Annotated in this window: 20 protein-coding genes and 1 CRISPR repeat array (1 of these 21 cut by a window edge); of the genes, 8 read left to right on the forward strand and 12 right to left on the reverse strand. The window is 59.2% G+C overall.

Going from position 1 to position 21,681, the window contains the following annotated elements; genetic code table 11:
- Positions 1-439: direct repeats of the CRISPR family, unit length 29 nt; unit sequence CCGATCCCCGCACGAGCGGGGATGAACCG (it extends 6,489 nt beyond the left edge of the window).
- A 98-nt stretch (positions 440-537) separates the two neighbouring features.
- Positions 538-1,700 (forward strand): IS3 family transposase gene (locus tag HSS18214_RS0113570; protein ID WP_156808521.1). Its coding sequence is split into 2 segments (ribosomal slippage): positions 538-793 and positions 793-1,700, totalling 1,164 coding nucleotides; the frame shifts between segments, so codons are not numbered across the junction.
- Between the two features lie 659 nt (positions 1,701-2,359).
- Here HSS18214_RS0113570 and HSS18214_RS0113575 read toward each other — a convergent pair.
- Positions 2,360-2,677, reverse strand: a complete 318-nt coding sequence (locus tag HSS18214_RS0113575; RefSeq protein ID WP_016915823.1) for a hypothetical protein — start codon at positions 2,675-2,677, stop codon at positions 2,360-2,362.
- 139 nt (positions 2,678-2,816) lie between these two features.
- On the opposite strand from HSS18214_RS0113575, the gene HSS18214_RS0113580 reads away from it, so the two are divergent.
- Positions 2,817-4,436, forward strand: a complete 1,620-nt coding sequence (locus HSS18214_RS0113580; protein ID WP_016915824.1) for a sensor domain-containing diguanylate cyclase — start codon at positions 2,817-2,819, stop codon at positions 4,434-4,436.
- Here HSS18214_RS0113580 and HSS18214_RS0113585 read toward each other — a convergent pair.
- Entirely contained in the window at positions 4,406-5,344 is a 939-nt protein-coding gene (locus tag HSS18214_RS0113585; protein WP_237718627.1) for an alpha/beta hydrolase, read from the reverse strand. The genes HSS18214_RS0113580 and HSS18214_RS0113585 overlap by 31 nt on opposite strands.
- Positions 5,345-5,470: 126 nt before the next feature.
- Here HSS18214_RS0113585 and HSS18214_RS0113590 point away from each other — a divergent pair, with 126 nt between their 5' ends.
- On the forward strand, positions 5,471-6,496 hold the full coding sequence (locus HSS18214_RS0113590; protein WP_016915826.1) for an acyltransferase family protein: 1,026 nt from the start codon (positions 5,471-5,473) through the stop codon (positions 6,494-6,496).
- Positions 6,497-6,588: 92 nt separating this feature from the next.
- On the opposite strand, the gene HSS18214_RS0113595 is transcribed toward HSS18214_RS0113590, so the two are convergent.
- A complete protein-coding gene (locus tag HSS18214_RS0113595; RefSeq protein WP_016915827.1) occupies positions 6,589-7,206 on the reverse strand; it encodes a hypothetical protein in 618 nt (205 codons plus the stop codon).
- Positions 7,207-7,794: 588 nt separating this feature from the next.
- Here HSS18214_RS0113595 and glnA point away from each other — a divergent pair.
- From glnA to ntrC, 4 genes are all read left to right on the forward strand, one after another.
- Positions 7,795-9,201, forward strand: coding sequence for a glutamate--ammonia ligase (glnA, locus tag HSS18214_RS0113600; RefSeq protein ID WP_016915828.1), 1,407 nt, complete (start codon positions 7,795-7,797; stop codon positions 9,199-9,201).
- Positions 9,202-9,353: 152 nt separating this feature from the next.
- A complete protein-coding gene (locus tag HSS18214_RS0113605; RefSeq protein WP_016915829.1) occupies positions 9,354-9,833 on the forward strand; it encodes a DUF4124 domain-containing protein in 480 nt (159 codons plus the stop codon).
- 186 nt (positions 9,834-10,019) lie between these two features.
- A complete protein-coding gene (glnL, locus tag HSS18214_RS0113610) occupies positions 10,020-11,081 on the forward strand; it encodes a nitrogen regulation protein NR(II) (protein WP_016915830.1) in 1,062 nt (353 codons plus the stop codon).
- Positions 11,074-12,501: a nitrogen regulation protein NR(I) gene (gene ntrC / locus HSS18214_RS0113615; protein WP_016915831.1), complete on the forward strand. Its 1,428-nt coding sequence runs from the start codon at positions 11,074-11,076 to the stop codon at positions 12,499-12,501. Before glnL ends, ntrC begins: the two co-directional genes overlap by 8 nt.
- A gap of 113 nt (positions 12,502-12,614) precedes the next feature.
- Here the strand turns inward: ntrC and HSS18214_RS0113620 are convergent, their stop codons facing one another.
- From HSS18214_RS0113620 to HSS18214_RS0113655, 8 genes are all read right to left on the reverse strand, one after another.
- Complete coding sequence (locus HSS18214_RS0113620) at positions 12,615-13,583, reverse strand: tripartite tricarboxylate transporter substrate binding protein (protein WP_016915832.1); 969 nt, start codon at positions 13,581-13,583, stop codon at positions 12,615-12,617.
- A gap of 47 nt (positions 13,584-13,630) precedes the next feature.
- The gene (locus HSS18214_RS0113625; RefSeq protein ID WP_016915833.1) at positions 13,631-15,142 is read right to left on the reverse strand and encodes a tripartite tricarboxylate transporter permease; all 1,512 of its coding nucleotides are present in this window, start codon (positions 15,140-15,142) and stop codon (positions 13,631-13,633) included.
- Position 15,143: 1 nt separating this feature from the next.
- Positions 15,144-15,560: a hypothetical protein gene (locus tag HSS18214_RS18285; protein ID WP_237718625.1), complete on the reverse strand. Its 417-nt coding sequence runs from the start codon at positions 15,558-15,560 to the stop codon at positions 15,144-15,146.
- Between the two features lie 285 nt (positions 15,561-15,845).
- Complete coding sequence (gene tnpC, locus HSS18214_RS0113635; RefSeq protein WP_016915835.1) at positions 15,846-17,294, reverse strand: IS66 family transposase; 1,449 nt, start codon at positions 17,292-17,294, stop codon at positions 15,846-15,848.
- Positions 17,295-17,435: 141 nt separating this feature from the next.
- Positions 17,436-18,329, reverse strand: a complete 894-nt coding sequence (locus HSS18214_RS0113640) for a ChaN family lipoprotein (protein ID WP_237718626.1) — start codon at positions 18,327-18,329, stop codon at positions 17,436-17,438.
- 3 nt (positions 18,330-18,332) lie between these two features.
- Positions 18,333-18,509 (reverse strand): DUF6435 family protein, encoded by a 177-nt coding sequence (locus HSS18214_RS19130; RefSeq protein ID WP_016915837.1) that lies wholly within the window; start codon positions 18,507-18,509, stop codon positions 18,333-18,335.
- Positions 18,510-18,599: 90 nt separating this feature from the next.
- Positions 18,600-19,112: an alpha/beta fold hydrolase gene (locus HSS18214_RS0113650; RefSeq protein ID WP_016915838.1), complete on the reverse strand. Its 513-nt coding sequence runs from the start codon at positions 19,110-19,112 to the stop codon at positions 18,600-18,602.
- Between the two features lie 4 nt (positions 19,113-19,116).
- Positions 19,117-19,248, reverse strand: a complete 132-nt coding sequence (locus HSS18214_RS0113655; protein WP_016915839.1) for an entericidin A/B family lipoprotein — start codon at positions 19,246-19,248, stop codon at positions 19,117-19,119.
- Positions 19,249-19,944: 696 nt separating this feature from the next.
- Here HSS18214_RS0113655 and HSS18214_RS19695 point away from each other — a divergent pair.
- A complete protein-coding gene (locus HSS18214_RS19695; protein ID WP_016915840.1) occupies positions 19,945-20,076 on the forward strand; it encodes a hypothetical protein in 132 nt (43 codons plus the stop codon).
- Between the two features lie 69 nt (positions 20,077-20,145).
- On the opposite strand, the gene HSS18214_RS0113665 is transcribed toward HSS18214_RS19695, so the two are convergent.
- Entirely contained in the window at positions 20,146-21,591 is a 1,446-nt protein-coding gene (locus HSS18214_RS0113665; RefSeq protein WP_016915841.1) for a sodium/glutamate symporter, read from the reverse strand.
- Positions 21,592-21,681: the final 90 nt, after the last annotated feature.

The raw sequence follows: 21,681 nt of genomic DNA on the forward strand, positions 1-21,681 counted from the left end.
GGGATGAACCGAGCGTATTCCAACAGGCACCGATAACGGCCAACCGATCCCCGCACGAGCGGGGATGAACCGCCAGGCTTCCGACTTCGCTGGCGATGCATGGCCCGATCCCCGCACGAGCGGGGATGAACCGTCGGTACGTCAGCGTGATTTGCTCGTTGGCTTCCGATCCCCGCACGAGCGGGGATGAACCGTTGGGAAAACTTCCTGGTGGCATGGCGTGAGGCCGATCCCCGCACGAGCGGGGATGAACCGCATTTTAGGCGATACTTGAGGGGTCGAAGCAGCCGATCCCCGCACGAGCGGGGATGAACCGGCCGGCCGATTGACCTGGGCGGGCGGCGCCGACCGATCCCCGCACGAGCGGGGATGAACCGCGAAGGTGTTGGTGCCTTTGATGGTGCCAGTACCGATCCCCGCACGAGCGGGGATGAACCGGCCTGGCCGTGCTTCGCCGGGCGGCCGCGCCCTGTAGTGGTTCAATAAAACCGGGCACCAACGTAGGTGGTAATATTGCCACCAGAAGCGAGGTGTCTGATGACCAAGAAACGACGTACTTTTTCTCCTGAATTCAAGCAGGAAGCAGCCTGCCTGGTGTTGGACCAGGGCTACACCACTCTCGAAGCATGCCGGTCGCTCGGTGTGGGTGAGACAGCTCTACGACGCTGGGTACAACAGCTGAAAGATGAACGTGAGGGCATCACCCCAAAGGGCAAAGCCTTAACCTCCGAGCAGCGCCGGATTCAGGAACTGGAAGCCCGTTGCAAACGGCTTGAGATGGAGAAAGAGATACTAAAAAAGGCTACCGCTCTCTTGATGTCAGACGACATGAATCGTACGCGCTGATAGACCAGTTGAGTGAGCAAATGCCTGTTGAAATGGTCTGTAACGCGTTTGATATTAGCCGCTCCAGTTACTACGAGTACCGCCAGCGGCGGCACCGTGTGGATGTTGAGCGTCTGGCCTTAAAAGCTCAGGTAAGCCGCCTTTTCAAAAAGAGTCGCCGCTCAGCGGGCAGCCGCTCAATCAAGGGGTTGCTCAGCGAAGAAGGCGTCACCATCGGCCGTTTCAAGGTTCGGCGTTTGATGAGCGAAATGGGGTTGATCTGCAAGCAACCAGGCCCTCATGCCTACAAGCAGGCGACTGTTGAGCGGCCTGATATTGCGAATCATCTTGGCCGCAAATTTACACCAGACCAGCCCAATCAGGTCTGGTGTGGTGACATCACTTATATCTGGAGTGGCCAGCATTGGAGCTATCTGGCCGTTGTGTTGGATCTTTATGCTCGTCGTGTTGTTGGCTGGGCCATGTCGTCCAGCCCGGATGCAGATCTTGTTGTGAAAGCACTGGATCACGCTTGGGAACAACGTGGTCAGCCCAAGCGCGACATGTTCCATTCCGATCAGGGTAGTCAATATGCAAGCCGTAAGTTCCGCCAAAGACTTTGGCGCTATCGAATGAAACAAAGCATGAGCCGACGTGGCAACTGCTGGGACAACTCGCCGATGGAAAGGCTGTTCCGGAGCCTGAAATCAGAGTGGATACCGGCATGGGGATATCGAAATCTACCTGAGGCCAGGAAAGACGTTAGTAGCTATCTGATGGGGTACTACAACCAGCAGCGCCCTCACTCGTTTAACGATGGCCTGCCTCCCGTGGTGGCTGAGGAAAACCTTAAATTACTGTCCGGAATTAGTTGACCACTACACCCCCGATCCCCGCACGAGCGGGGATGAACCGCGCTCTGCCAGGCGCGTGAGAAAGTGGAGATCCCGATCCCCGCACGAGCGGGGATGAACCGCTCGAGCCCTCCCCCGCTAACATGAAAAAAGCCCGATCCCCGCACGAGCGGGGATGAACCGCGCTCTGCCAGGCGCGTGAGAAAGTGGAGATCCCGATCCCCGCACGAGCGGGGATGAACCGCTCGAGCCCTCCCCCGCTAACATGAAAAAAGCCCGATCCCCGCACGAGCGGGGATGAACTGGGCACCAGCATGGAGGGTGTGGGCATCTATGACCGATCCCCGCTTAGGATATAGTTCATGTGTGCGAGGCTTTGCAGTGAGAATCAGCTTTTCTACCTGTCGTTATTCCATGGAGCCTAGCCGATATTTTGCTTACACTTCTTCAGATAATGCGAGAGACCAATATTCGCCTGGTGTGTCCTGTGAGAACAGATGAGGCATTTGGGGATGGCGAGCCAACCTCGCATTACGCCTACTTCTTGGAAAGGTGCAGCTTTTCATCGAAGTGTATGACTGGCTGACCGATGTAAGCTGACACCTTTTCTAGAGATCAAATGCACTAGCCTAGTGTGCTTAACCCCCCACCCCAACATGTCGCCCGAGCGGGGGCCGTGGTTACTCTTTTTCGTCCTCTTCTTCCTCTTCCCAGTGTTCCATGGCGCGTTTGTCGTCGGGTAGGCGCACGATGTCGCCGATGTCGATTTTCTGGTGTGATTTGAAGCGGTGGCCGTGTTCGTCGAGGATAGCGGCGACGCTGCCGATGCTGACGGCATCGTCGTCGCGGTAGGCTTCTACTTTGACGCGTACGATGCGGCCCTGGTAGCGGGCGGAAAGGATAGCGCCGGGGTAGGGGGAGGTGTGGTCAGGGTCGTTCTTGAAGTACTCCACCACGCTCGCGCTGCCGGGGTCGTCCCATTCAATGTGTTTATGCATAGGAAGGCTTCCTTTCGTGGGTCTAAAAAAGGGTTCCTTTTCAGTGTAGTTTGCGTTGGTAGAAGTCAACCAGTGTTCGTGGACACTGTCGACGGATCCGCTTAACTTAACCGTTTACGAACCAGGGAGCGGAGCGCCCATGCACTTATACCATGCGCTGTTCGAGCAGTCGGCGACCCCGCTGTTTGTGATGACGTGCGATGGCCAGACGTGCGTTCAGGGCAACGCGGCGTTTCGGCGTACGGTCGGTTGGCAAGCCATGGGGTCAGAAGCCGCCCTGGAGCGCTGCTTTCCATTGGATGGGACGAGCGTGCTCGACGCCATTCGCCGCTGTGATGAACAGCAGCAGCCTTGCACGTTAACGGTCTGCTGGGGGGAAACGGGAAGGTCATGGCAACTGCAGCTTTCTCCCGTGCGCGATGGGGGCCAGCGAGCGGTATATGGCGAGCTGAGCCAGTTGATGCTGCCGTTTGGCGAGTCGCTGGACGACCTGCTCTCGCAGCTGCCGGGGTTCGTCTACCAGCTGCATCTCTCGCAGGAGGGGGCGTGGCGCTACACCTACGTGGGCCAGCGGGTCACGGAGCTGTTTGGTGCGTCGGTTGAAGAGGTGCTGGCAGATGCCCAAACGCTGTTGGCCAACATTCATCCCAGTGACCGCGATACGGTAATTGAAGGGTCGCTGCAAAGTGCGCGTTCCTTGACGCCCTGGCGAAGTGAGTTTCGCATGTTTCGCCTTGATGGCGAGATGCTCTGGGTCGAGGCCCACGATCGTCCTCGCCGCCAGCCCGATGGCAGCCTGCTATGGACAGGCTACGCCAACGACATTACCCAGCGTAAGGCGCTGGAGGCCGCGCTGCGCTCCAGCGAGCAGCGTTTTCGCCAGCTGGTCGAGCAGGCCAACGACATCATCTACACGCTGAATGCCGAAGGCACGCTTACCTACGTGTCGCCGAACTGGCCGCGCATTCTGGGCCATGAGGTCGAGGAGGTGCTGGGGCAGAACATGAGCTTCGTGCTGCACCCGGAAGACCTGGAAGCCTGCCAGCGGTATATCGAAAAGGTTTACCGCACCGGGGCGCCCCAGGGGTTGATCGAGTACCGGGTGCAGCACGCCAACGGCGAGTGGCGCTGGCACTTTACCAACGGGGCACCGCTGCTGGACGAGCAGGGGCAGGTGATGAGCTTCCTGGGGATTTCCCATGATGTGACGCCGCGCCGGGAAATGGAGCAGAAAATGCTGCATCTGGCCCAGCACGATACCTTGACCGACTTGCCCAACCGGTCGCTGTTTTTCAGCCACCTGAGCAGTGCCATTGCTCAAGCCAAGCGGAGTGATATACCGCTGGCGCTGCTGTTCATCGATCTGGATGATTTCAAGCCGGTCAATGACCGTTTTGGCCATGGTGTCGGTGACCAGTTACTGCAGGCCGTGGCTCAGCGCCTTCTGCAACGGCTGCGCGGCGGTGACCGCGTGGGGCGCATTGGGGGCGATGAGTTCGTGGCCATGTTGGGCGGGCCCGTGGCCGCCGAGGAAGCCTTGATGGTGGCCGACCAGCTTTGTCAGGCACTGGCAGCACCGTTTACGCTGCCGGTAGGGGACGTCCACGTATCGGCCAGTATTGGAGTGGCGCTGTTGCCTCTGCACGCTGCTGAAGAGTCCACGCTGATCCACTGCGCCGACCAGGCGATGTATCAGGCAAAGGCGCAAGGGCGTAATCAGGCGGTGCTTTATGCACCTGCGTCGTCAGATGCGTCGTGACCCACGTACTGGAACAGGAAGTTGAGCGCGGCGGGTAGGCTGGCGCGCCACACACGCCAGGTGTGCCCACCGGGGTACAGGTCCAGCCGCACCAGTCCTGGCTGAATGCGTTCCATGGTCTGGCGTAGCTGGCGCGCGTGGTATTCGGCGTCGTACACGTCGCTGCGTCCGGCGCTGATGTAAAGCGGCACCGGCGGGGTGTCACTCTGTTCGGCAGTAGGGCGCGGCGTGACCTGCAGACGATAGTGCTCCAGATGAGCGGTGTAGTTGAGACGCTCCCATTGTGCCTGGTCGAACTGGCCCCGCTCATCCAGAAAGGCGGGGTGGCGGTGCGCCGAGGAGTTGCTGGGCGGCGTGGGCACGTAGCTGGCGGGGCTCAGCGCGGCGGCGGCGGCAAACATTTCGGGGTGTTCCAGCGCGAAGTTGAGCGCGCCGTAGCCGCCTGCCGAAAGCCCAGCCACCCCTCGCTGCTCACGAGTGGTGCCCACGTGGTAGTGGGCTTCGATGTGAGGCATCAGGTCGTTGAAAAAGGCGCTGCGGGCGGGTTCGTTATGGCCATCTACCCACCAGCTGCGGCTGCCTGGCATCACGAATACGGCGGGGGGAATATGCCCTGCCTGAATCAGTCGGTCTGCCACTTGTGGCAGGTTGCCCCGAGTAGCCCAGTCCAGCTCGTTACCGAAAGAACCGTGCAGCAGGTAGATCACGGGGTAGGGCGTTGTCGCTTGGCTGTCATAGCCATCGGGTAAATACAGCGTATAAGGGTAATCGTAGCCCAGCGTGGGGGAGTAGAACTGCTCGCGCACCACCTCGCCTGCCAGTGCGACGTTGCTCAACACCAGCCAGCCAAAGAGCCCGGCCAAGCGTCCAGCCAGCAGAGCAATGCGTTGCAAGGCAGTTCTTCTGATCACGGGGCCTCCGGAATTTACGGGCATTTACAAGGTCGGACAGCAGGCGGCTCGCGGGTGTTCACTCTCGGCCGCTATTAACAGGATAGCGGCTAGGCGGTGCGCTGGGGGAAACCGGGAGGCTGGATGCAGAAAATCGAGGAAATCTACTGGCTGCGTGCTTACGGCTGCATTGCCGTTTTTTTGTTTCATTGGCTGGACCATTTGAACCAGCGGGTAGATAACCTGGCCACCGACCTCATGCGGATTCCCCTGGTGTTGGGCACTCCCGTGTTCCTGTTCATCTCGATATTCGTTTTCGCCGTGCGTTACGACAAGCAGATCCCGCCGGGCTTTCTGCTCCAGCGGGTCAAGTACGTCATGCTGCCTTACCTGATGTATGGCTTTATCTATTCGACGGCAGAGTGGTGGCGGTTGGCGGGCAGCGACGATGCTGTGGACTTTTTGGCCAACGCACGCAGCTACTTCATCTATGCGGGCTGGCACGGGTATTTCTTGATCATCGCCATGCAGTTCTATGCGGCATATTGGGCATTTACCCGCTGGCAGCTGTGGCGGGTGAATCCGGTGCCCTGGCTGTGGGTGGCATGTGTAGTCAGCATGGCCTACTGGGGGCTGGCGTACTGGTTCCAGGTAGAGCCCCCAGGCTACTTGCTGTGGATCGCGCCCCTGGGGTGGGTGTATCTCTTCTTTCTGGCGCTGGTGCTGGTGCGCTATTACCCGCTGGCGCCTCGTGCCGTGCTGCAGGAGCGCCCCGTGTGGCTGCAAACGCTGTCGCAGTCCCGTTGGCTATGGGGGTGGGTGGCGCTGATCGTGATGGCCACCTTTGCTCATTGGCTGGCGTTCTCTTCCAAGGAAGTCTGGGTCATTCCCTTTTTCGTGCTGTTCGTGCTGGTGACCATGCGCCGCTTGAAGGGGCGCCGAGCGCCTGGCTGGGTGCGCTATATCAATGCCTACTCCTTCGGTATTTACCTGGCCCACCCGATGTTTTTTGCCATTACCGATACCTTGGTCGGCGTGGAAACGCTGCCGCTGGTGCTTTACGCACTGCTCTTGATCGTGGTGGCCAGCGTGGGCTCGGTGCTGTTGAACAAGGCGGTGAACACCACCACTTGGGGCGCCATGCTGTTTGGCAAACGCCTGAAAGTATGAGGCTGGCGTTAGGTAAGCCTCGCTGGGGTCGTTCAGTATGCCTTGTGGATTGGGGAAGGCGTTGAAGAGTGATGAAGGGACGAGGGCGACGATCAGTGTGGGGGGGGTTCGGTAGAAAAGCGTGCTTTCAACGCGCTCAGTGGAGAGCCTCGCGGCAACCCCAGTGCTTGCCCGCTGAGGGTCTTCAGGCGGGTAGGGCAGGCATGCAGGCGCTGTAGCAGGTCGGTCATTGCCGTGACCTCCAGCTCGGGGTCGAAGCCTCCCAGGCGTTCCAGCCAGGTTCGGCTGATGGCCATGTAAGGGGGCAATGCGGCGTTAGGGCCACGTAGCTGCTGCCAGAGGCGCTCTGGCAACCGAGGCGTCATCGCGCTGATGATCAGCGCATCCAGCGTTTGCGTATCTAGCTCGGGGTACAGCAGGGGCCATAGCTGTGCAGGCAATACCTGTTTGTGCATGGCCACCAGCAGCCATTCTGCTTGGCTGACATACGCCGCCTGATTCAGGCGAGCGCCCAGTTTCTTCTCTGGGGTGACGAGGCAGTGGGCGTGAAAACGGTGCTCCAGGGTCGCGAAGCGCTCATCCAGAAACGCGGCGGTCACGATCACGGGCACGAGATGCTCGGCCAGGCCAGATTGACGAATGGAGCGCAGGTGGCGAGGAAGCCAGGCTCCCGCCACGGAAGCATCGACGATAAAGCAAACCGTACCCATGAAAGCGGCTTCCTTCGTAGTAACAACTTTCCGTTTTGTAATTTATTGTAGGCATTGGTTTCTTTTCGTAGCAAGGAGAAATGGTGGAGAAAAGCATAAAAATAGACTGCCTTGCTATGCACTGATTTTGTGCAATAAGGGAATTTTTTGTATTTTTTTGGTGCATATTGAGCTTGAGACGTGCTTCATGCAGTAGCGTAGTGGGTAAATGCTACATCAGGAGGCATCGGAGAAAATGATTTTTGCTTTTTGAATCATGCTGTTATTTTTTCAAAAGCCATATTGGTGCAAAGTTGGCATGCTACGTGCTTATATTTCGTGACAGCTTCGTAGGCAGTTTCATGAACAGTTTCATGGGCCGTTTGTCAGTCGCTAGCAGGCCATAGGCAGAAGCCGCTTGGCGTGCTACAACGATAGCCGGTCTGAAATGATCGCTGGGCGATTTGTTATCCATGGTCAAGCAAACGTAAAGCGAACAAAAAAGACAAACGCGCCACGTGCCAAGGCATGTAGACGATTTGTTGAATAACACTTTTATCGATAGCTTATTGTTTCAAGCTCTAAGCCACGCTCATACCGGAGGACACTATGTCAGCCAAGACTCTTGCGCTAATCGAAGAACATGACGTTAAGTGGGTAGACCTGCGTTTCACCGACACACGCGGTAAAGAGCAGCACGTGACCGTGCCTGCGCGTGACGTGAACGAAGAGTTTTTTGAAAACGGCCAGATGTTCGATGGTTCTTCTATCAATGGCTGGAAAGGCATCAACGAGTCTGACATGATCCTGCGCCCGGAAGACGGCACCGGCTTCCTGGACCCCTTCACCGAAGACGCCACCCTGATTCTGCGTTGCGACATCATCGAGCCTGCCACCATGCAGGGCTACGACCGCGACCCGCGTTCTATCGCCAAGCGCGCTGAAGCCTACCTGCAGTCTACTGGCCTGGGCGACACTGCGTTCTTTGGCCCGGAGCCTGAATTCTTCATCTTCGACGAAGTGCACTGGAAGTCTGATATTCAGGGCTCCATGTACAAGATCACTTCCGACGAAGGCGCCTGGGCCACCGACAGCAAGGTCGAGACAGGCAACCTGGGTCACCGTCCGCGCGTCAAGGGCGGCTACTTCCCGGTTCCGCCGGTCGACAGCTTCCACGATATCCGCGGTGCCATGTGTAACACCCTGGAAGCGATTGGCCAGACCGTCGAAGTACACCACCACGAAGTGGCCAACGCTGGTCAGAACGAAATCGGCGTGAAGTTCAACACGCTGGTGAAGAAAGCTGACGAAGTTCAGGAAATGAAGTACGTGATCCACAACGTGGCGCACGCTTACGGCAAGACCGCTACCTTCATGCCGAAGCCGCTGGTAGGCGACAACGGTTCTGGTATGCACGTACACCAGTCGTTCTGGAAAGATGGTCAGAACCAGTTCGCAGGCGACGAGTACGCAGGCCTGTCTGAAATGGCTCTGTACTACATCGGCGGTATCATCAAGCACGCCCGTGCTCTGAACGCCTTCACCAACGCTTCTACCAACTCGTACAAGCGTCTGGTACCTGGCTTCGAAGCGCCGGTCATGCTGGCCTACAGCGCCCGTAACCGTTCTGCTTCCATCCGTATTCCGTACACTGCCAGCCCGAAAGGCAAGCGTGTCGAAGCGCGTTTCCCTGATCCGACGGCGAACCCCTACCTGGCGTTCTCTGCCATGCTGATGGCGGGTATCGACGGTATCAAGAACAAGATTCATCCTGGCGATGCCATGGACAAGAACCTGTATGACCTGCCGCCGGAAGAGGGCAAGTCGGTTCCCACCGTGGCTCACAGCCTCGATCAGGCCCTGGAAGCACTCGATGCTGACCGTGCGTTCCTGACCGAAGGCGGTGTATTCACCGACGAGATGATCGACGCTTACATCGAACTGAAAATGGAAGACGTCGAGCGTATCCGCATGACGACTCACCCGATCGAGTTCGACATGTACTACAGCTGCTAAGCTGATGGCATGACTGCTAAGATCACCCTTGCGGTGTGACGAGCCAAAACCCCGCCTCGGCGGGGTTTTTTTATGGGCAGAATAGTTGAGGAGGCAGCATGGTGAGTAAGCGGCGTGTTGCATGGTCAGCCATATTATCCACAGGGGTTTTCGTGGCCGCCTGCCTGTGGGTAAGCGCTGCCAAGGCACAAACGGTGTACCGCATCGTCGATGCCCAGGGCAACGTGACCTTTACCGATAACCCCGAGCGCGGCGGCGAAGTGTTGCGGCTGGCTCCTCTGCCCAGCTTGCCCGCTGCACGCCCAGCCGCGCCCTCGGCGGCACGCCCTGCAGGGCGCCCGGGCCAGCCGTTCATGCCCTATGACCGGTTCATCATCGTTGCCCCCGCGCCTGGGGCTTCTCTGCGCGGTGGCATGACGCCCGTGGAGGTCAGCGTTTCCCCTGCGCTGCGTGAGGACCACCAGATCCAGCTGCTCGTCAACGGCGAGCTTAGCCAATCTCCTCTGCACAGCGATGCTTTTTGGCTGGCAGGCTTGCCCCCGGGGCAGCATCGTTTGCAGGCAGAGCTGTTGGACAGCCAGGGGCGCATTCAGCATCGCACCGATCAGGTGACGATTTTTATCGCTGATTAAGTGTATGCACTATAATGGTGCGTTGAATTAGCTAAATCTTCCGTCCCTTGCGCTATAAACGCCCGAGCGGTATCGGTAGGCTGCCCCTAAGCCGTGCATGGCGCCGTTTTGGGTAACCTGGCGCGCTTTTTGCACTTCCTCAGCTAAATCACTAACGCTACGGTTAGCGACGCTTCAGGACACGCCATGTATCAGCGCTTATTGGAACACCTCACCACGGCGGTATTGCTGCTGGACGGCGAACTTCGGGTTCGCTGGATGAATCCGGCCGCCGAGGCGCTGCTGGCGGTGAGCTTCAGTCGGGTACAAGGCATCAGTCTGGACACCCTGCTGGGCGGTGACGAGAGTATCGATGACGTGCTGGCCAAGGCGCGCGATGCGTTTCACCCTTACACCCAACGCGAAGCGCGTATTACGCCGCTCAATAGTGACCCCCTGACGGTGGACTACACCGTGACGCCGCTGTCCGCCGACGAGCTGCTGCTGGAGGTGGAGCCCCGTGATCGGCTGATGCAGATTTCCCGGGAAGAAGCGCTGACCACTCGCCAGGAGACCATCAAGGTGCTGGCACGTGGGCTGGCCCATGAGGTGAAAAACCCCTTGGGCGGTATCCGCGGCGCGGCGCAGCTGCTGGAGCGCGATCTGGACGACCCGGCCTTGCGAGAGTTTACCCACATCATCGTCGAGGAAGTGGACCGTTTGCGCGATCTGGTGGACTCCATGCTGGGTCCCAACCGCATCATCAAGCATGAGCCGGTGAACATTCACAAGGTGCTGGAGCGCGTGCGTGCGCTGCTGTTGGCCGAGCACCCGCAGGTCACCGTTAACCGCGATTATGACCCCAGCCTGCCGGACCTTTCTGGCGACGAGTCGCAGATGATCCAGGCCGTGTTGAACGTGGCCCGCAACGCGGTACAGGCCATGAGCGAAGCCGACACGCCGTCCCCCACGCTGACCCTGCGCACCCGTGCCCGTCGCCAGTTCACGCTGGGGGCCGAGCGCCATCGGCTGGTCAGTGAGGTGGGCGTGATCGATAACGGCCCCGGCATTCCCGATGCGTTACGTGAAACGCTTTTTTACCCCATGGTGTCAGGCCGCGCGGAAGGCAGTGGCCTGGGGCTATCGATTGCTCAGTCAATTTTGCACCAACATCAAGGATTGATCGAATGCGATTCCCGACCCGGACACACCGAATTTCGTTTACTGATTCCATTGGTTATTAATTTACCGGAGATGCGTCATGACTGAGGCGACACGTACCGATGTTGCACGGGTGGTTATCGTCGATGATGACCGCGCTATCCGCTGGGTGCTGGAGCGCGCGCTGGCGCAACCCGACCTGGATGTAGAGTGTATCGAGCGGGCGGATACGGCGCTGGCTCGGCTGCTGGAAAATCCACCAGATGTGCTGGTCACCGATATTCGCATGCCGGGAATCGACGGCCTGGACCTGATGTCTCGCGTGCGTGCGGCTCACCCCGATCTGCCGGTCATTGTCATGACCGCCCACTCGGACCTGGATAGCGCGGTGGCCTCTTACCAGGGGGGAGCTTTCGAGTACCTGCCCAAGCCCTTTGATGTCGACGAAGCGCTGGCGCTGGTGCGGCGCGCGGTGGCTCATGCCCGGGAGCGCCAGCGGCCGGTCAGCGTACCGGAAGGGCTGAGCGCCGAGATCATCGGCGAAGCGCCTGCCATGCAGGAGGTGTTTCGCGCCATTGGCCGCTTGTCGCACTCCCATATCACGGTATTGATCAACGGGGAGTCGGGCACCGGTAAAGAGCGGGTAGCCCAGGCGCTGCATCAGCACAGCCCGCGCTCCGGCAAGCCGTTCATTGCCCTCAATATGGCGGCGATTCCTCGTGACCTGATCGAGTCGGAACTGTTCGGCCATGAGAAAGGCGCCTTTACCGGTGCCGCCCAGCAGCGCCAGGGGCGTTTCGAACAGGCCAACGGCGGCACGCTGTTTCTGGATGAAATTGGCGATATGCCCGCCGAGACGCAAACGCGCCTGCTGCGGGTGCTGGCCGATGGCGAGTTTTACCGGGTCGGCGGCCATACGCCGGTCAAGGTGGATGTGCGCATCATTGCCGCTACCCACCAGAACCTGGAGTCTCTGGTGGATGAAGGGCGTTTTCGTGAGGATCTGTTCCACCGCCTGAACGTGATTCGGGTGCACCTGCCGCGCCTGGCCGAGCGCCGTGAAGACATCCCCCGCCTGACTCGCCATTTCCTGGCGGAGGCGGCCAAGGAGCTATCCACCGACATCAAGGTGCTGACCACCGAGGCAGAGGCTCACCTGACTCGGCTGCCGTGGCCGGGCAACGTTCGCCAGCTGGAAAATATCTGCCGTTGGCTCACCGTGATGGCGTCTGGCAGGGAGATCCTGATCGAGGACCTGCCGCCTGAGCTGCGCTCGGTCAGCGCGCCGGAAGGGGGCGCTTACGGTGATTGGCGTTCGGCCTTCCGGGATTGGGCCGACCACGCCCTGGCCGAAGGGCATACGCACCTGCTGGAAGAAGCAGTGCCGGACTTCGAGCGCATCCTGATCGAAACCGCCCTGAAGCACACCGGGGGGCGCAAGGGGGAAGCGGCCGAGCTGCTGGGCTGGGGGCGCAATACCTTGACGCGCAAGCTCAAGACGCTGCTGCCCGCGCTTGCCGATGAGTAGCCCTCTTGGCAATCGCCGTCGGCTCGGCGATGCTGGCCCGGAACCACTAAAAAGCCCGCTGACACGGTCAGCGGGCTTTTTCATGCCATCCTGTTCACGGCATGCGGGGCAGCTTAGTCGTCTGCACCCGGTACGCCGCCCAGCTCTTCGATCAGCGCCTTGTAGCTTTCGGTCTGCTCGGTGAGGGTCTGGGTGACTTCGTCTTCCGACAGGTACACCACCGGCATCAGGATGCGCTCTTCGGTGATCTCGATGAAGCGCTCATCCTGAGTGGCGGCTTCCAGTGCTTCTGCCAGGCGCTCGACGTGGGCATCCGGCGTATTGTTGGGCACCATGACCACGCGAATTTCTGCCGGGTTGATGTCATAACCGGCTTCTTGCAGGCTGGGCGCATCCGGGAAGGCTACCAGACGGTCTTCTGCCAGGCTCAGCAGTACCGGCATTTCACCCGTTTCTGCGTAGCCGGAGTGGGTGCCGCCGCTATAGGCGAAGTCCACGTCGCCAGAGAGAATCAGCGGTGCCATGCCAGCGCCGCCTGCCGTGGGCACGATGCGCAGGTCAAGACCTTCCTGCTGGGCAATGTACTCGATGATCATGCGATCCAGGGCGGTCTGCGTGGCGTAGCTGGTGCCGGGGTTTTCGCGGGCATACTCCACCAGCGACTCCCAGCTGTCACCAAAGGGGCGATTCTCGCCGGTCACGATAGCCGACTGGCCCAGCGTCACGCCCGCCACGTAGCGGAAGTCGTCCAGCTGGTAGGCGGTTTCCGTGGCCAGCGGGCCGTAGGTGATGGTCATGGAGGTGCCAAAGGCAAAGGTGTAGCCTTCGTCGTTATTGTTGGCCAGGCGAGTCAAGGCCACGCCACCGCCCGCGCCCGGCTGGTTGACCACGTTCACCGGCTGGCCCAGCTCTTCTTCCAGTACGTTGGCCAGCACGCGGGCTTGAATGTCGGTGCTGCCGCCTGCGCCAAAGCCGACGACCATGGTCAGCGGCTTGCTGGGGAAGTCATTGGCCTGGGCGGTGCCTGCGGCCAGGGTCAGCGCCGCTGAAACGATGGCGGTGGTCAGAAGATGCTTTTTCATGGTGGTTTCCTCGATGGTTTTTTCTTGGTAGTGAAGGTTGCTCGGTATTAGCCGTGTTGCCGACGCAGCCGGTACTGGCGATAGCTGCTCCACAGCAGGTGCAGTACCAGCAGGCCAGTGGCGACCACAAACGTCAGCGCGATGGGGCGCTGCATGAGAATGCCGATGTCGCCCCCGGAAAGAATGACCGACTGGCGCAGGTTCATCTCCAGCATGGGCGTGACGATGAAAGCGACCAGGAAGGTCACGAAGGAGTAGTCATGCTTTTTCAGGAAATAGCCGAAGATCGCAAAGCCAAACACGGTCAGCAGGCCAAACGTGCCGTAGCCCTGCACTTGAATGCCGGCCAGGCAGAGAAAGATCACCACGGGGATGACGATGTTCTGCGGCACATCCGTGACGCGGGCAAAGATACGTAGCCCGTACCAGCCTACGGCCAGCATGATCAGGCTAGCGACCACCATGCCTGCAAAGATGGTGAACAGCATTTGTGGATGGTCGCGCAGCATCAGCGGGCCGACCTGAATGCCGTGGATCATGAAAGCACCCACCAGCAGTGCCGCCGACACGCTGCCGGGAATACCCAGCCCGAACAGCGGAATGTAGCTGGCGGGAATGACGGCGTTATCGGCAGCCTCGGCGGCGGCAATGCCATTGGGGTTGCCCTTGCCGAAGCTATCCGGGTCTTTGGCGCCGCGCTTGGCGAGCCCATACGCCATGAACGAACCTACCGATGGCCCCAGGCCCGGCAGTGCGCCAACGAACGCCCCGACGCCGGTGCTTTTAAAGATGGTCGGCAAGGTGCTTTTAAACTCTTTAAAGGAGAGGTCGTCTTCCGGGTTATGGCCAAGTTTGACGGAGCTGGCGCCTTTATTACGCCGATAAGCTTCCAGTTGTACGAACATTTCCGAAAGAGCCAGGGTGCCGATCACTAAAGGGAGAATAGGCACGCCTTCCATCAGCTCCGCGTAGCCAAACGTAAAGCGCATGGCGCCGGTTTCCGGGTCTAACCCAACCGTTCCTAAAATAACGCCCATGCCTCCGGCGGCCATGCCCTTTAAAAAAGAGCCTCCGGCCATTCCGGCAATAAAGACCAGTGCAAAAATGAGAATGGCAGCCAGTTCATAAGGGCCAAACTTGAGGGCAATCGAGGCAAAGGGAATAACGACGACGATCAATAGCAGTGTCGATAACAGGTCGCCGACCACCGACGCCAGTAGCCCTACCTTGAGCGCCTTGCGAGGCTGGCCATTGTTGGCCATGGGGTAGCCATCCAGACAGGTGGCTGCCGACGAGGGCTCGCCCGGGGTGTTGAGCAAAATGGCAGAAACGGCGCTGCCCGCTGCCGTGCCCTTGGAGAGGCCAATCAAAAAGGCGATGGCGGCATAGGCCGACATGTAGAAAGTGAGCGGTATGGCAATGGCAATGGCCACCGAGCGGTTCAGGCCGGGAATGACGCCCACGATATAGCCCAGTAAAACGCCCCCTAGAATGACGCTGATAGAGTGCAGTGTTAATGCATCGCCAAAGGCACTGGTAATGGCACTGAATTCTGGCATCTTAAACAATTCCTATGCGCATGAGTTGCACGGTCAGTAAGTAAAGTGCTGCGGTAGGAATCGCGGCGGAAAGTGCAATGACATACCAGCGCCGTTCACCCAGTAGTGCAACGAGACAACCTATAATAAAGGGAGCCAGCCACGTTAAAGGGATAAAGTTAGCGAGTAGGATAAAGAGTAGTACATATAAGAAAGGCCAGGCTTGATGCCATAAGTCAATAAGTGATAAACGGTTGAAGAGAGGGGCGTGTTGTTGCTTCAAACGAATAAAACTGATGACCATGAGCGTGGCGGCACACAGCAGCATGACCCAGGCGCCCAGCGTCGCCAAACGCTGTGGATGCATGCCAAACGCCATGCCCGAGCCACCGTAGCGTGGAATCAACCAGACCAGCAGCCAGCAGGCAACCAGGGTCACTCCGAGTCCAGACCACACGTTTCTTCGCTGTAATTGAGAGTCAGGTGTCATGGGGCGGTATCGGCAGATGAAGAAGCGTTCTACCGTATGAGCGGCCGTCATTGTAATCAATTGGTAATACAGGTCTGATTAAACGGGACAGTCAACGCTTTTATGAGTAAGGAATGGTAAGCGGGGAGAGTAAGCGGGGAGAGTAAGCGCGCAGCATGATATCGAAGCGCTGCGTGATCGTGAATCGAGATATAAAGGGTCATGGCAGCGGCAACAAGTTTAAATGCTATGTAACTATTCAGCACCGGTTGGCTGAGTCGGGGCTTCTTGCTGCATGAAGGCTGGCACATCACCCGCAAACAGTTGCTCCAGTGCGGTATGCGCCGCCACCCCTTGCTTGACGGCGGTCGAGAGGAAGCTACGCATGCGGCAGAAGATCTCAGCACCCTCCCAGGAGCGGAAACAGCCCGAGATTTTCTGCTGGACCTTGGTCATTCGCAGATCGCGTTCCCCCTGGTTGTTGGTGAAGGGAGCGGCAGGGTCGTCGAGGAAGCGCAACACGTCGTCCTCGTACGCCTGGAGGCGTTCCAGGAGGTTGCGCGACTTGGTGCGCTTGGCCCGGCCTCGCGTTCCAGGTGGCGGTTTCACCGGCGGGGGGCTCTCGGCGTCCCCTTTCGCCAGGCAATCTCGATAGCGCTGCCGCCAGGCTCGGGTCTCATCGGCCGAGAGGCAGCCGTCGGCCACCTCCACGGCGCGATGCATCTCCAACAACAGGTCATGCAAGGCCTTGGCCCATGCCTGGCCATCGTTCTCCCAGGCCGCTGTCAGCTCCCGAAGGTGGTGCGCATTACAGAGCGCGTGCCGGCAATCCGGATAGCGGTAGTAGGGCTTCCAGTGATCATGCACCAGCACGCCACGCACGAAGGGCAATACGCCGATGGCGTCCATCGCTTCCTGGCCGCGCTTGGGGTGCGGGGCCAACCAGGTCAGGGCCTCGTTGGAGGCGCTGTGTAGCCAGTAGCGTTTGCCACCGACCTGCATTCCGGTTTCATCGGCATGGACGGTGGCTGCTTCACGTAGCGCCGGGATCACCCACTCGGCGAACGCCTCGGCCCGCTGGTAGGCCTCCTGGTTGAAGGCGAACAGGGTGCCGGTGCTCAGCGACAGGCCGCACTGCGAGGTGAGCAACTCGCGGATACGCGCATAGGGCAACAGCTGATACTGGGAGAGATAGACGACATGCGCCTTGAGGCGAGGGCCATACTGGATGGGGCGAGTCACGCCCTCGGGGAATGGCGCCACGTAGCGTTGCCCCTGATCATCTTCGAGGACCTCAGCCTGATATTCGGTGACCACGGCCTGGATTACGATGTCCTGCACTTGGCGCGTTTCGACGCCGACCGGGCGGTAAGAACGCCCCTTGGGGAGTTGCCGACGATCGACACGGAGCTTGACCACCTCGTCGGGGTCCGTCACCGGCGCCAACGTCTTACCCTCATGCCCTGGCTGTCCGCCGGGGCGCCGCTCGCCTTTGGCGCGCGAGCGGCGCTGGCGATTGGGATCCTGGGACGGTGGCTTGCTGCTGTTGCGGCTACTGGTGGCCAGGCGATCGGCCATGAGCTTGACCAGCAACATCAGCACATCGATGGCCGCACGCAGCGACGGAGAGACCGTCTGGTCTTCCTTGAGCTGCTGTCGGACCCGCTCCAGAGCCTCGTCGACGTTGATATCGCTGATGGTCATGTCACCGCATAGATATGCCGAAGGATTAGGCACACTATGCCAGAAAAATCAGGTGGTTGGCGACAGGCTATCCGCAACCACCTGAATAGTTACAATGCTATTAGTTAGCTAATAAACGTTATGAGTTTGATGTGTGTTGAGTCACGGGCCGTTAGCTGCCGGTGATGATGTGGTCAACGGGGTGGGCACAATGAAGATCGCATCGCTCAAGGTGGGGTCGGGAAGCGCGCACTCCTCCAGCTCCCAGGGCAAGAGACTGAGCGTATCTTGAATGCCCAGTCCTTCCAATTGGTGCGCTACGCCATGGCCATGCACGACATGCCCAAGGCCCATCAGGCCCACGGCCAGGGTGCTCTCTTGGGTAGCGTCTGCCAGCCCCTGCGCCATGGCAATGTCCCAACTGAGTTGCGCTCGAATGAAGCGTTCCAGCATGTCGGGGTTGTCTTGCCCCATGGCATGCTGGTCGAAGACCTCCTCCAGGTACGTCTGGTAGGCGTCATTGGCAGGTCGCGGCGCGGGTATACCGTAACGCTGCTCTGGGGGAATGTGGCCGATCTCTTCGCTGGTCAGCCGCTGGCGTAAGGCTGGAGTAATGTTGAGCGCCTTCAGTGGAATGCGGTTCAAGCGTGCAAAGTGAAGGATGGGCCAGTAAAGCTCAGGATCGAACCCCCAGGCTTCCTGCCAGTCGCTCTGCTCCAGAAACTCCTCTTCGGATAGCTCTCCCGCCACCCAGCGTTCCAGTACCGGCTGCGCTTCTCTGGGCAGCATCTCGAGGCCAATCACCATATCGCTCTCATGGGCGTACAGGCCTGCCAGGGTATGCAATTGCCAGCGGTGGTGTTCCATGGCGTCGTGCCGTTCCCCTAGCAGCACCACTGGCCGTTGCGCTGCCAGGTTGAGCACCGCATCGGCAGTCACGGCCTGACCCGATTGCCACCAGCGCCCCTGAAGCTGGCACGTTTCTGTTGCCTGTGCCTGTGACACCATGCCCAGGGCCAGCATCAGGCGGCACACGCCTCTTGGCAAACGGCCCATGGGCTAGCGGCCTTCGTCCTTCAAACGGTTGATTTCCTGCAACAGCGCTTCGGCTTCGGCGGTCAGGGTCGCATTGGCGCGCATGTCGCCATTGCGAGACGCTTGCATGGCCTCGGTGAGTTTGCGTTCGTAGTCCTGCTGAAGTTTCTTTTTGGGGTCGCGCTTGAAAAGTCCAAACATGAGCTATCTCCTATTGTGTGTATATTATTTGTATAGGTTTATGGTGCCCATGTCGAGGTTTTGGCAAGCTAATCCTGGCGTGTGCGAGCATCAGCTGGCACAGGTGGCCAAAAATCGTGTGAAATCCGCCAGGATGACCTCCAGGCTGCTGTGTAGCCGATGGTCGTCATCCACCATGCGCAGCGAGAGCCGCTGGCGCTGGGCGTGCTCAATGACCGGGCCTGGCAGCACTACGTCATCCTGCCAACCGTGAATGATATGGGTGTGTTGGGCCTGAATGATGGGGGAGGTTTCCGGGTAGCGGGGCATGCCGAGCGCGGGAGCCAACAAGAAGCAGCCGAGTACGGGCGTTTCGGCACTCAGTGCCGCACTGATCCATCCGCCCAGGCTAGACCCCGCCAGAATGCATCGGGATGGGTCATCGCCTCGGGCATTCAACGTCTCACGTAAATGAGCCAAACGGGCTGCAGGCTCGCTCATGCCGCGATAATCCATGACCACGGGCTCACAGTCATCTACATGCTCTGCGACGCCTTTTAGCGCCTGTATCTTCAAGGCGCCGGGGCCGCTCTCCAGGCCGTGGGAAAGAAAGACCGTCATCATGGGGTTACTCCGCCGAGCGCTGAATGGCAGCACCACCCCGCTCGATATCCTGGCCCATGCCGCGAACCGTATTACATCCGCTGATGACCAGCAGGGTCGACATCAAGAGTATGCCAAGCAGCATGGAGCGTTTCATGAGCGTGTCCTCAGTGGGGCCCATCCCCGAGAGTGGGGCATTCGATGTATAACATAAGCGTTAACGGGGAGGCCCGCCACTGGTCGTGATGCCTGGGTGACGCAAACGGCGGTGGCAGGCTAAAAATGCGCTATACGCATTTGTCGCATGTGTCACTTTTACACAGGTTTGGGCGGCTCAGAACACTGCGTTGGCATAGATGATGCTCCTTTTTATTTAAATCAAGCAATTGTTTTTAATGTATTTTTTAATTTTTTTGCAAGTATTGGTCCGCCTTGTGCAGCATCATAGTTAGTAGCATAAACTGCCTCGGGCTCACAGGAAGTGACCCCTTTCTTCATCGACAGCGTGGGCAGGCTAACAGGCAGTCATGGAGGGCAGGACGCCCAGAAAGCATCAAGGACGTGTAGGGACATCGAGCCTGCTCACTCTTGCCAGTACCCGGATGTGCTGGCCATCAAAGCCAAGGATTGGCAGCGATGCAAAACAGCCATCTCGCGTGCGTGGGGTGGTTTTTTTGCGTTATTTTTGTTGTCTCAAGTAACTGATTTTAGATAATTTTACAAATCCATCCCTGCGTCTGTACAGTAATGGTACAGATGGGCGCAGTGTTTTGGTCTATCCTGTCGTGTAGACCAAATTTCAGCGGTGAGAAGACGTCAACGCAACGGCCGCACACTGACAGGGACACGCGTTATGGCGATGGTATTGATGTTATGCATGTTCGTGCTCTTCCTGGGGTTTTCGGGGGTAGGCCTGTATATGGCGTTCAAGACGTCATTTTCAGGGGGCCTGGAAGAGCGTGACGACATGCCACCTGATATGTAAGTCCTCCCTTGCAAGACATCCGTCCCAATGCAAAACGCCCGCTATTGCGGGCGTTTTGCTATCCGATGTTTACTTGCCTTGCCATCGACCCTTGCCACGGTCGGGCACCATCCTGCCAAAGTAGAGCAATCCGAATGCCAGCCAACCGACGGTCAGTATGGCGGTCAATCCCAGCACGGCGGGTGCGCCAAACTGGGCAATCAGCGGTAACGCGGCGGCGGTGAACAGGCCGCCCCCCACCACGGGTTCGAACATCAGCTGTTTGTAGCCAAAACTCTCCAGTGCGCCGGACTTGTTCTTGGGGTCTGCCATGCGCATCAGCAACAGCCCCGTGACGGTGACCCCCATGGATTGGCCGAAGTCACCAATACCGCGTTCGAACCAGTTCTCGGGGATCACGCGAGGGGCGATCACGATCAGCACGAACAAGCCCCAGGCAATCCCGGCCAGTGCCAGCAGCAGGAACGGGATGAGGTAATCACCCAGCGTGGTCAGCGAAAGCGTTGCGAGGGCGGCCACAATGGTGAAATCCAGCGCGGTGCCTGCAATACGTGACATGGTGCGGGTGGATACGTGCCGTTCCAGCCCAAAGCACATGACACACAGCTGTACGATCACCCCGCCAATCATGGCAATGGGAAACAGCGGCACGTGGGCGAGTATTTCCAGCCCGCCGTCGCGTGCCCAGGTCATCTGCTCTACCCACTGCAGGCCTGTCAGCAGCAGCCAGCCAATCACGATGGCGATACCCACCAGCCCGATATGCAGGCTCAAAGGGTCGGTGGTGCCTGCCTCTTGTGCCAGATCCTTTTTGAATTCGCTGAACTCCTCCGTAGAGGGCCGCTCGTCTTCACGCAGGCTTTCATCCGGCTGGTCTTCTTCACGGGTGGGCTTGACCACGCCTCTGCGTGCCGCGATGTTGATCATCACCGTACCGATCAACACCCCCGAAACGATTCCGACGGTGGCCAAGCCAAGCGCCAGGTCGGCGCCTTCCTCAAAACCGAGATCGGCGAAAGTGTCGGCCATGCCCGCGGCGGTGCCGTGCCCCCCTTCGAAACCGATTTCAATCAGCGCCCCTACCATAGGGTTCATGTTGAAAAGCGGTACCAGCACCAGCAGGGAAAGGCTTAGCCCGACCACATACTGGCCCCAGGCCATGGTCTGACCCACCACGACCTGGGGCCCTGCGCGTAGCCAGATGGTGCGCAGCCCAGGGATGGCCTTGCCAATGAAAAGGGCAGCAAAGACGACGTTGATCAGCAGCCCGGGCAGCGCCGACCAGCTCTCCTGGACGTAAGCGGGGAACAAGCCGGGGCTATCTTCGAACAGCGTGGGCATGAAGCGCCCGATGACATCGGGGCCGAGCAGCAGCAAGAGCAGCCCGCCAATCACCGAGCTGGGGAGAAACAGGCGGCGCAGCCAGGGCAGCCAAAGGCGCAGCGCGTTACTGACCAGCAGCACCAGCGCAATGAGCACCAGCGCGATAAACAGTTCACCAACGGTCATGGTCATCTCATCGCTCCTTGATGATTCGAAAAGGGTAATGAGTTGACGTCCTCCCCGCCCTAAAGGACGGGGATTCCAACTTCTTGAGGGCAACGT

This window comes from Vreelandella stevensii S18214, from assembly GCF_000275725.1.
Classification (GTDB): domain Bacteria; phylum Pseudomonadota; class Gammaproteobacteria; order Pseudomonadales; family Halomonadaceae; genus Vreelandella; species Vreelandella stevensii.

Excerpts from the sequence above, each read along its gene's own strand:
- HSS18214_RS0113575 (WP_016915823.1), bottom strand. The coding sequence starts at position 2,677 with ATGCATAAACACATTGAATGGGACGACCCCGGCAGCGCGAGCGTGGTG.
- HSS18214_RS0113580 (WP_016915824.1), top strand. The coding sequence starts at position 2,817 with ATGCACTTATACCATGCGCTGTTCGAGCAGTCGGCGACCCCGCTGTTT.
- HSS18214_RS0113590 (WP_016915826.1), top strand. The coding sequence starts at position 5,471 with ATGCAGAAAATCGAGGAAATCTACTGGCTGCGTGCTTACGGCTGCATT.
- HSS18214_RS0113595 (WP_016915827.1), bottom strand. The coding sequence starts at position 7,206 with ATGGGTACGGTTTGCTTTATCGTCGATGCTTCCGTGGCGGGAGCCTGG.
- glnA (WP_016915828.1), top strand. The coding sequence starts at position 7,795 with ATGTCAGCCAAGACTCTTGCGCTAATCGAAGAACATGACGTTAAGTGG.
- glnL (WP_016915830.1), top strand. The coding sequence starts at position 10,020 with ATGTATCAGCGCTTATTGGAACACCTCACCACGGCGGTATTGCTGCTG.
- ntrC (WP_016915831.1), top strand. The coding sequence starts at position 11,074 with ATGACTGAGGCGACACGTACCGATGTTGCACGGGTGGTTATCGTCGAT.
- HSS18214_RS0113620 (WP_016915832.1), bottom strand. The coding sequence starts at position 13,583 with ATGAAAAAGCATCTTCTGACCACCGCCATCGTTTCAGCGGCGCTGACC.
- HSS18214_RS0113625 (WP_016915833.1), bottom strand. The coding sequence starts at position 15,142 with ATGCCAGAATTCAGTGCCATTACCAGTGCCTTTGGCGATGCATTAACA.
- tnpC (WP_016915835.1), bottom strand. The coding sequence starts at position 17,294 with ATGACCATCAGCGATATCAACGTCGACGAGGCTCTGGAGCGGGTCCGA.
- HSS18214_RS0113640 (WP_237718626.1), bottom strand. The coding sequence starts at position 18,329 with ATGGGCCGTTTGCCAAGAGGCGTGTGCCGCCTGATGCTGGCCCTGGGC.
- HSS18214_RS19130 (WP_016915837.1), bottom strand. The coding sequence starts at position 18,509 with ATGTTTGGACTTTTCAAGCGCGACCCCAAAAAGAAACTTCAGCAGGAC.
- HSS18214_RS0113650 (WP_016915838.1), bottom strand. The coding sequence starts at position 19,112 with ATGATGACGGTCTTTCTTTCCCACGGCCTGGAGAGCGGCCCCGGCGCC.
- HSS18214_RS0113655 (WP_016915839.1), bottom strand. The coding sequence starts at position 19,248 with ATGAAACGCTCCATGCTGCTTGGCATACTCTTGATGTCGACCCTGCTG.
- HSS18214_RS19695 (WP_016915840.1), top strand. The coding sequence starts at position 19,945 with ATGGCGATGGTATTGATGTTATGCATGTTCGTGCTCTTCCTGGGGTTT.
- HSS18214_RS0113665 (WP_016915841.1), bottom strand. The coding sequence starts at position 21,591 with ATGACCATGACCGTTGGTGAACTGTTTATCGCGCTGGTGCTCATTGCG.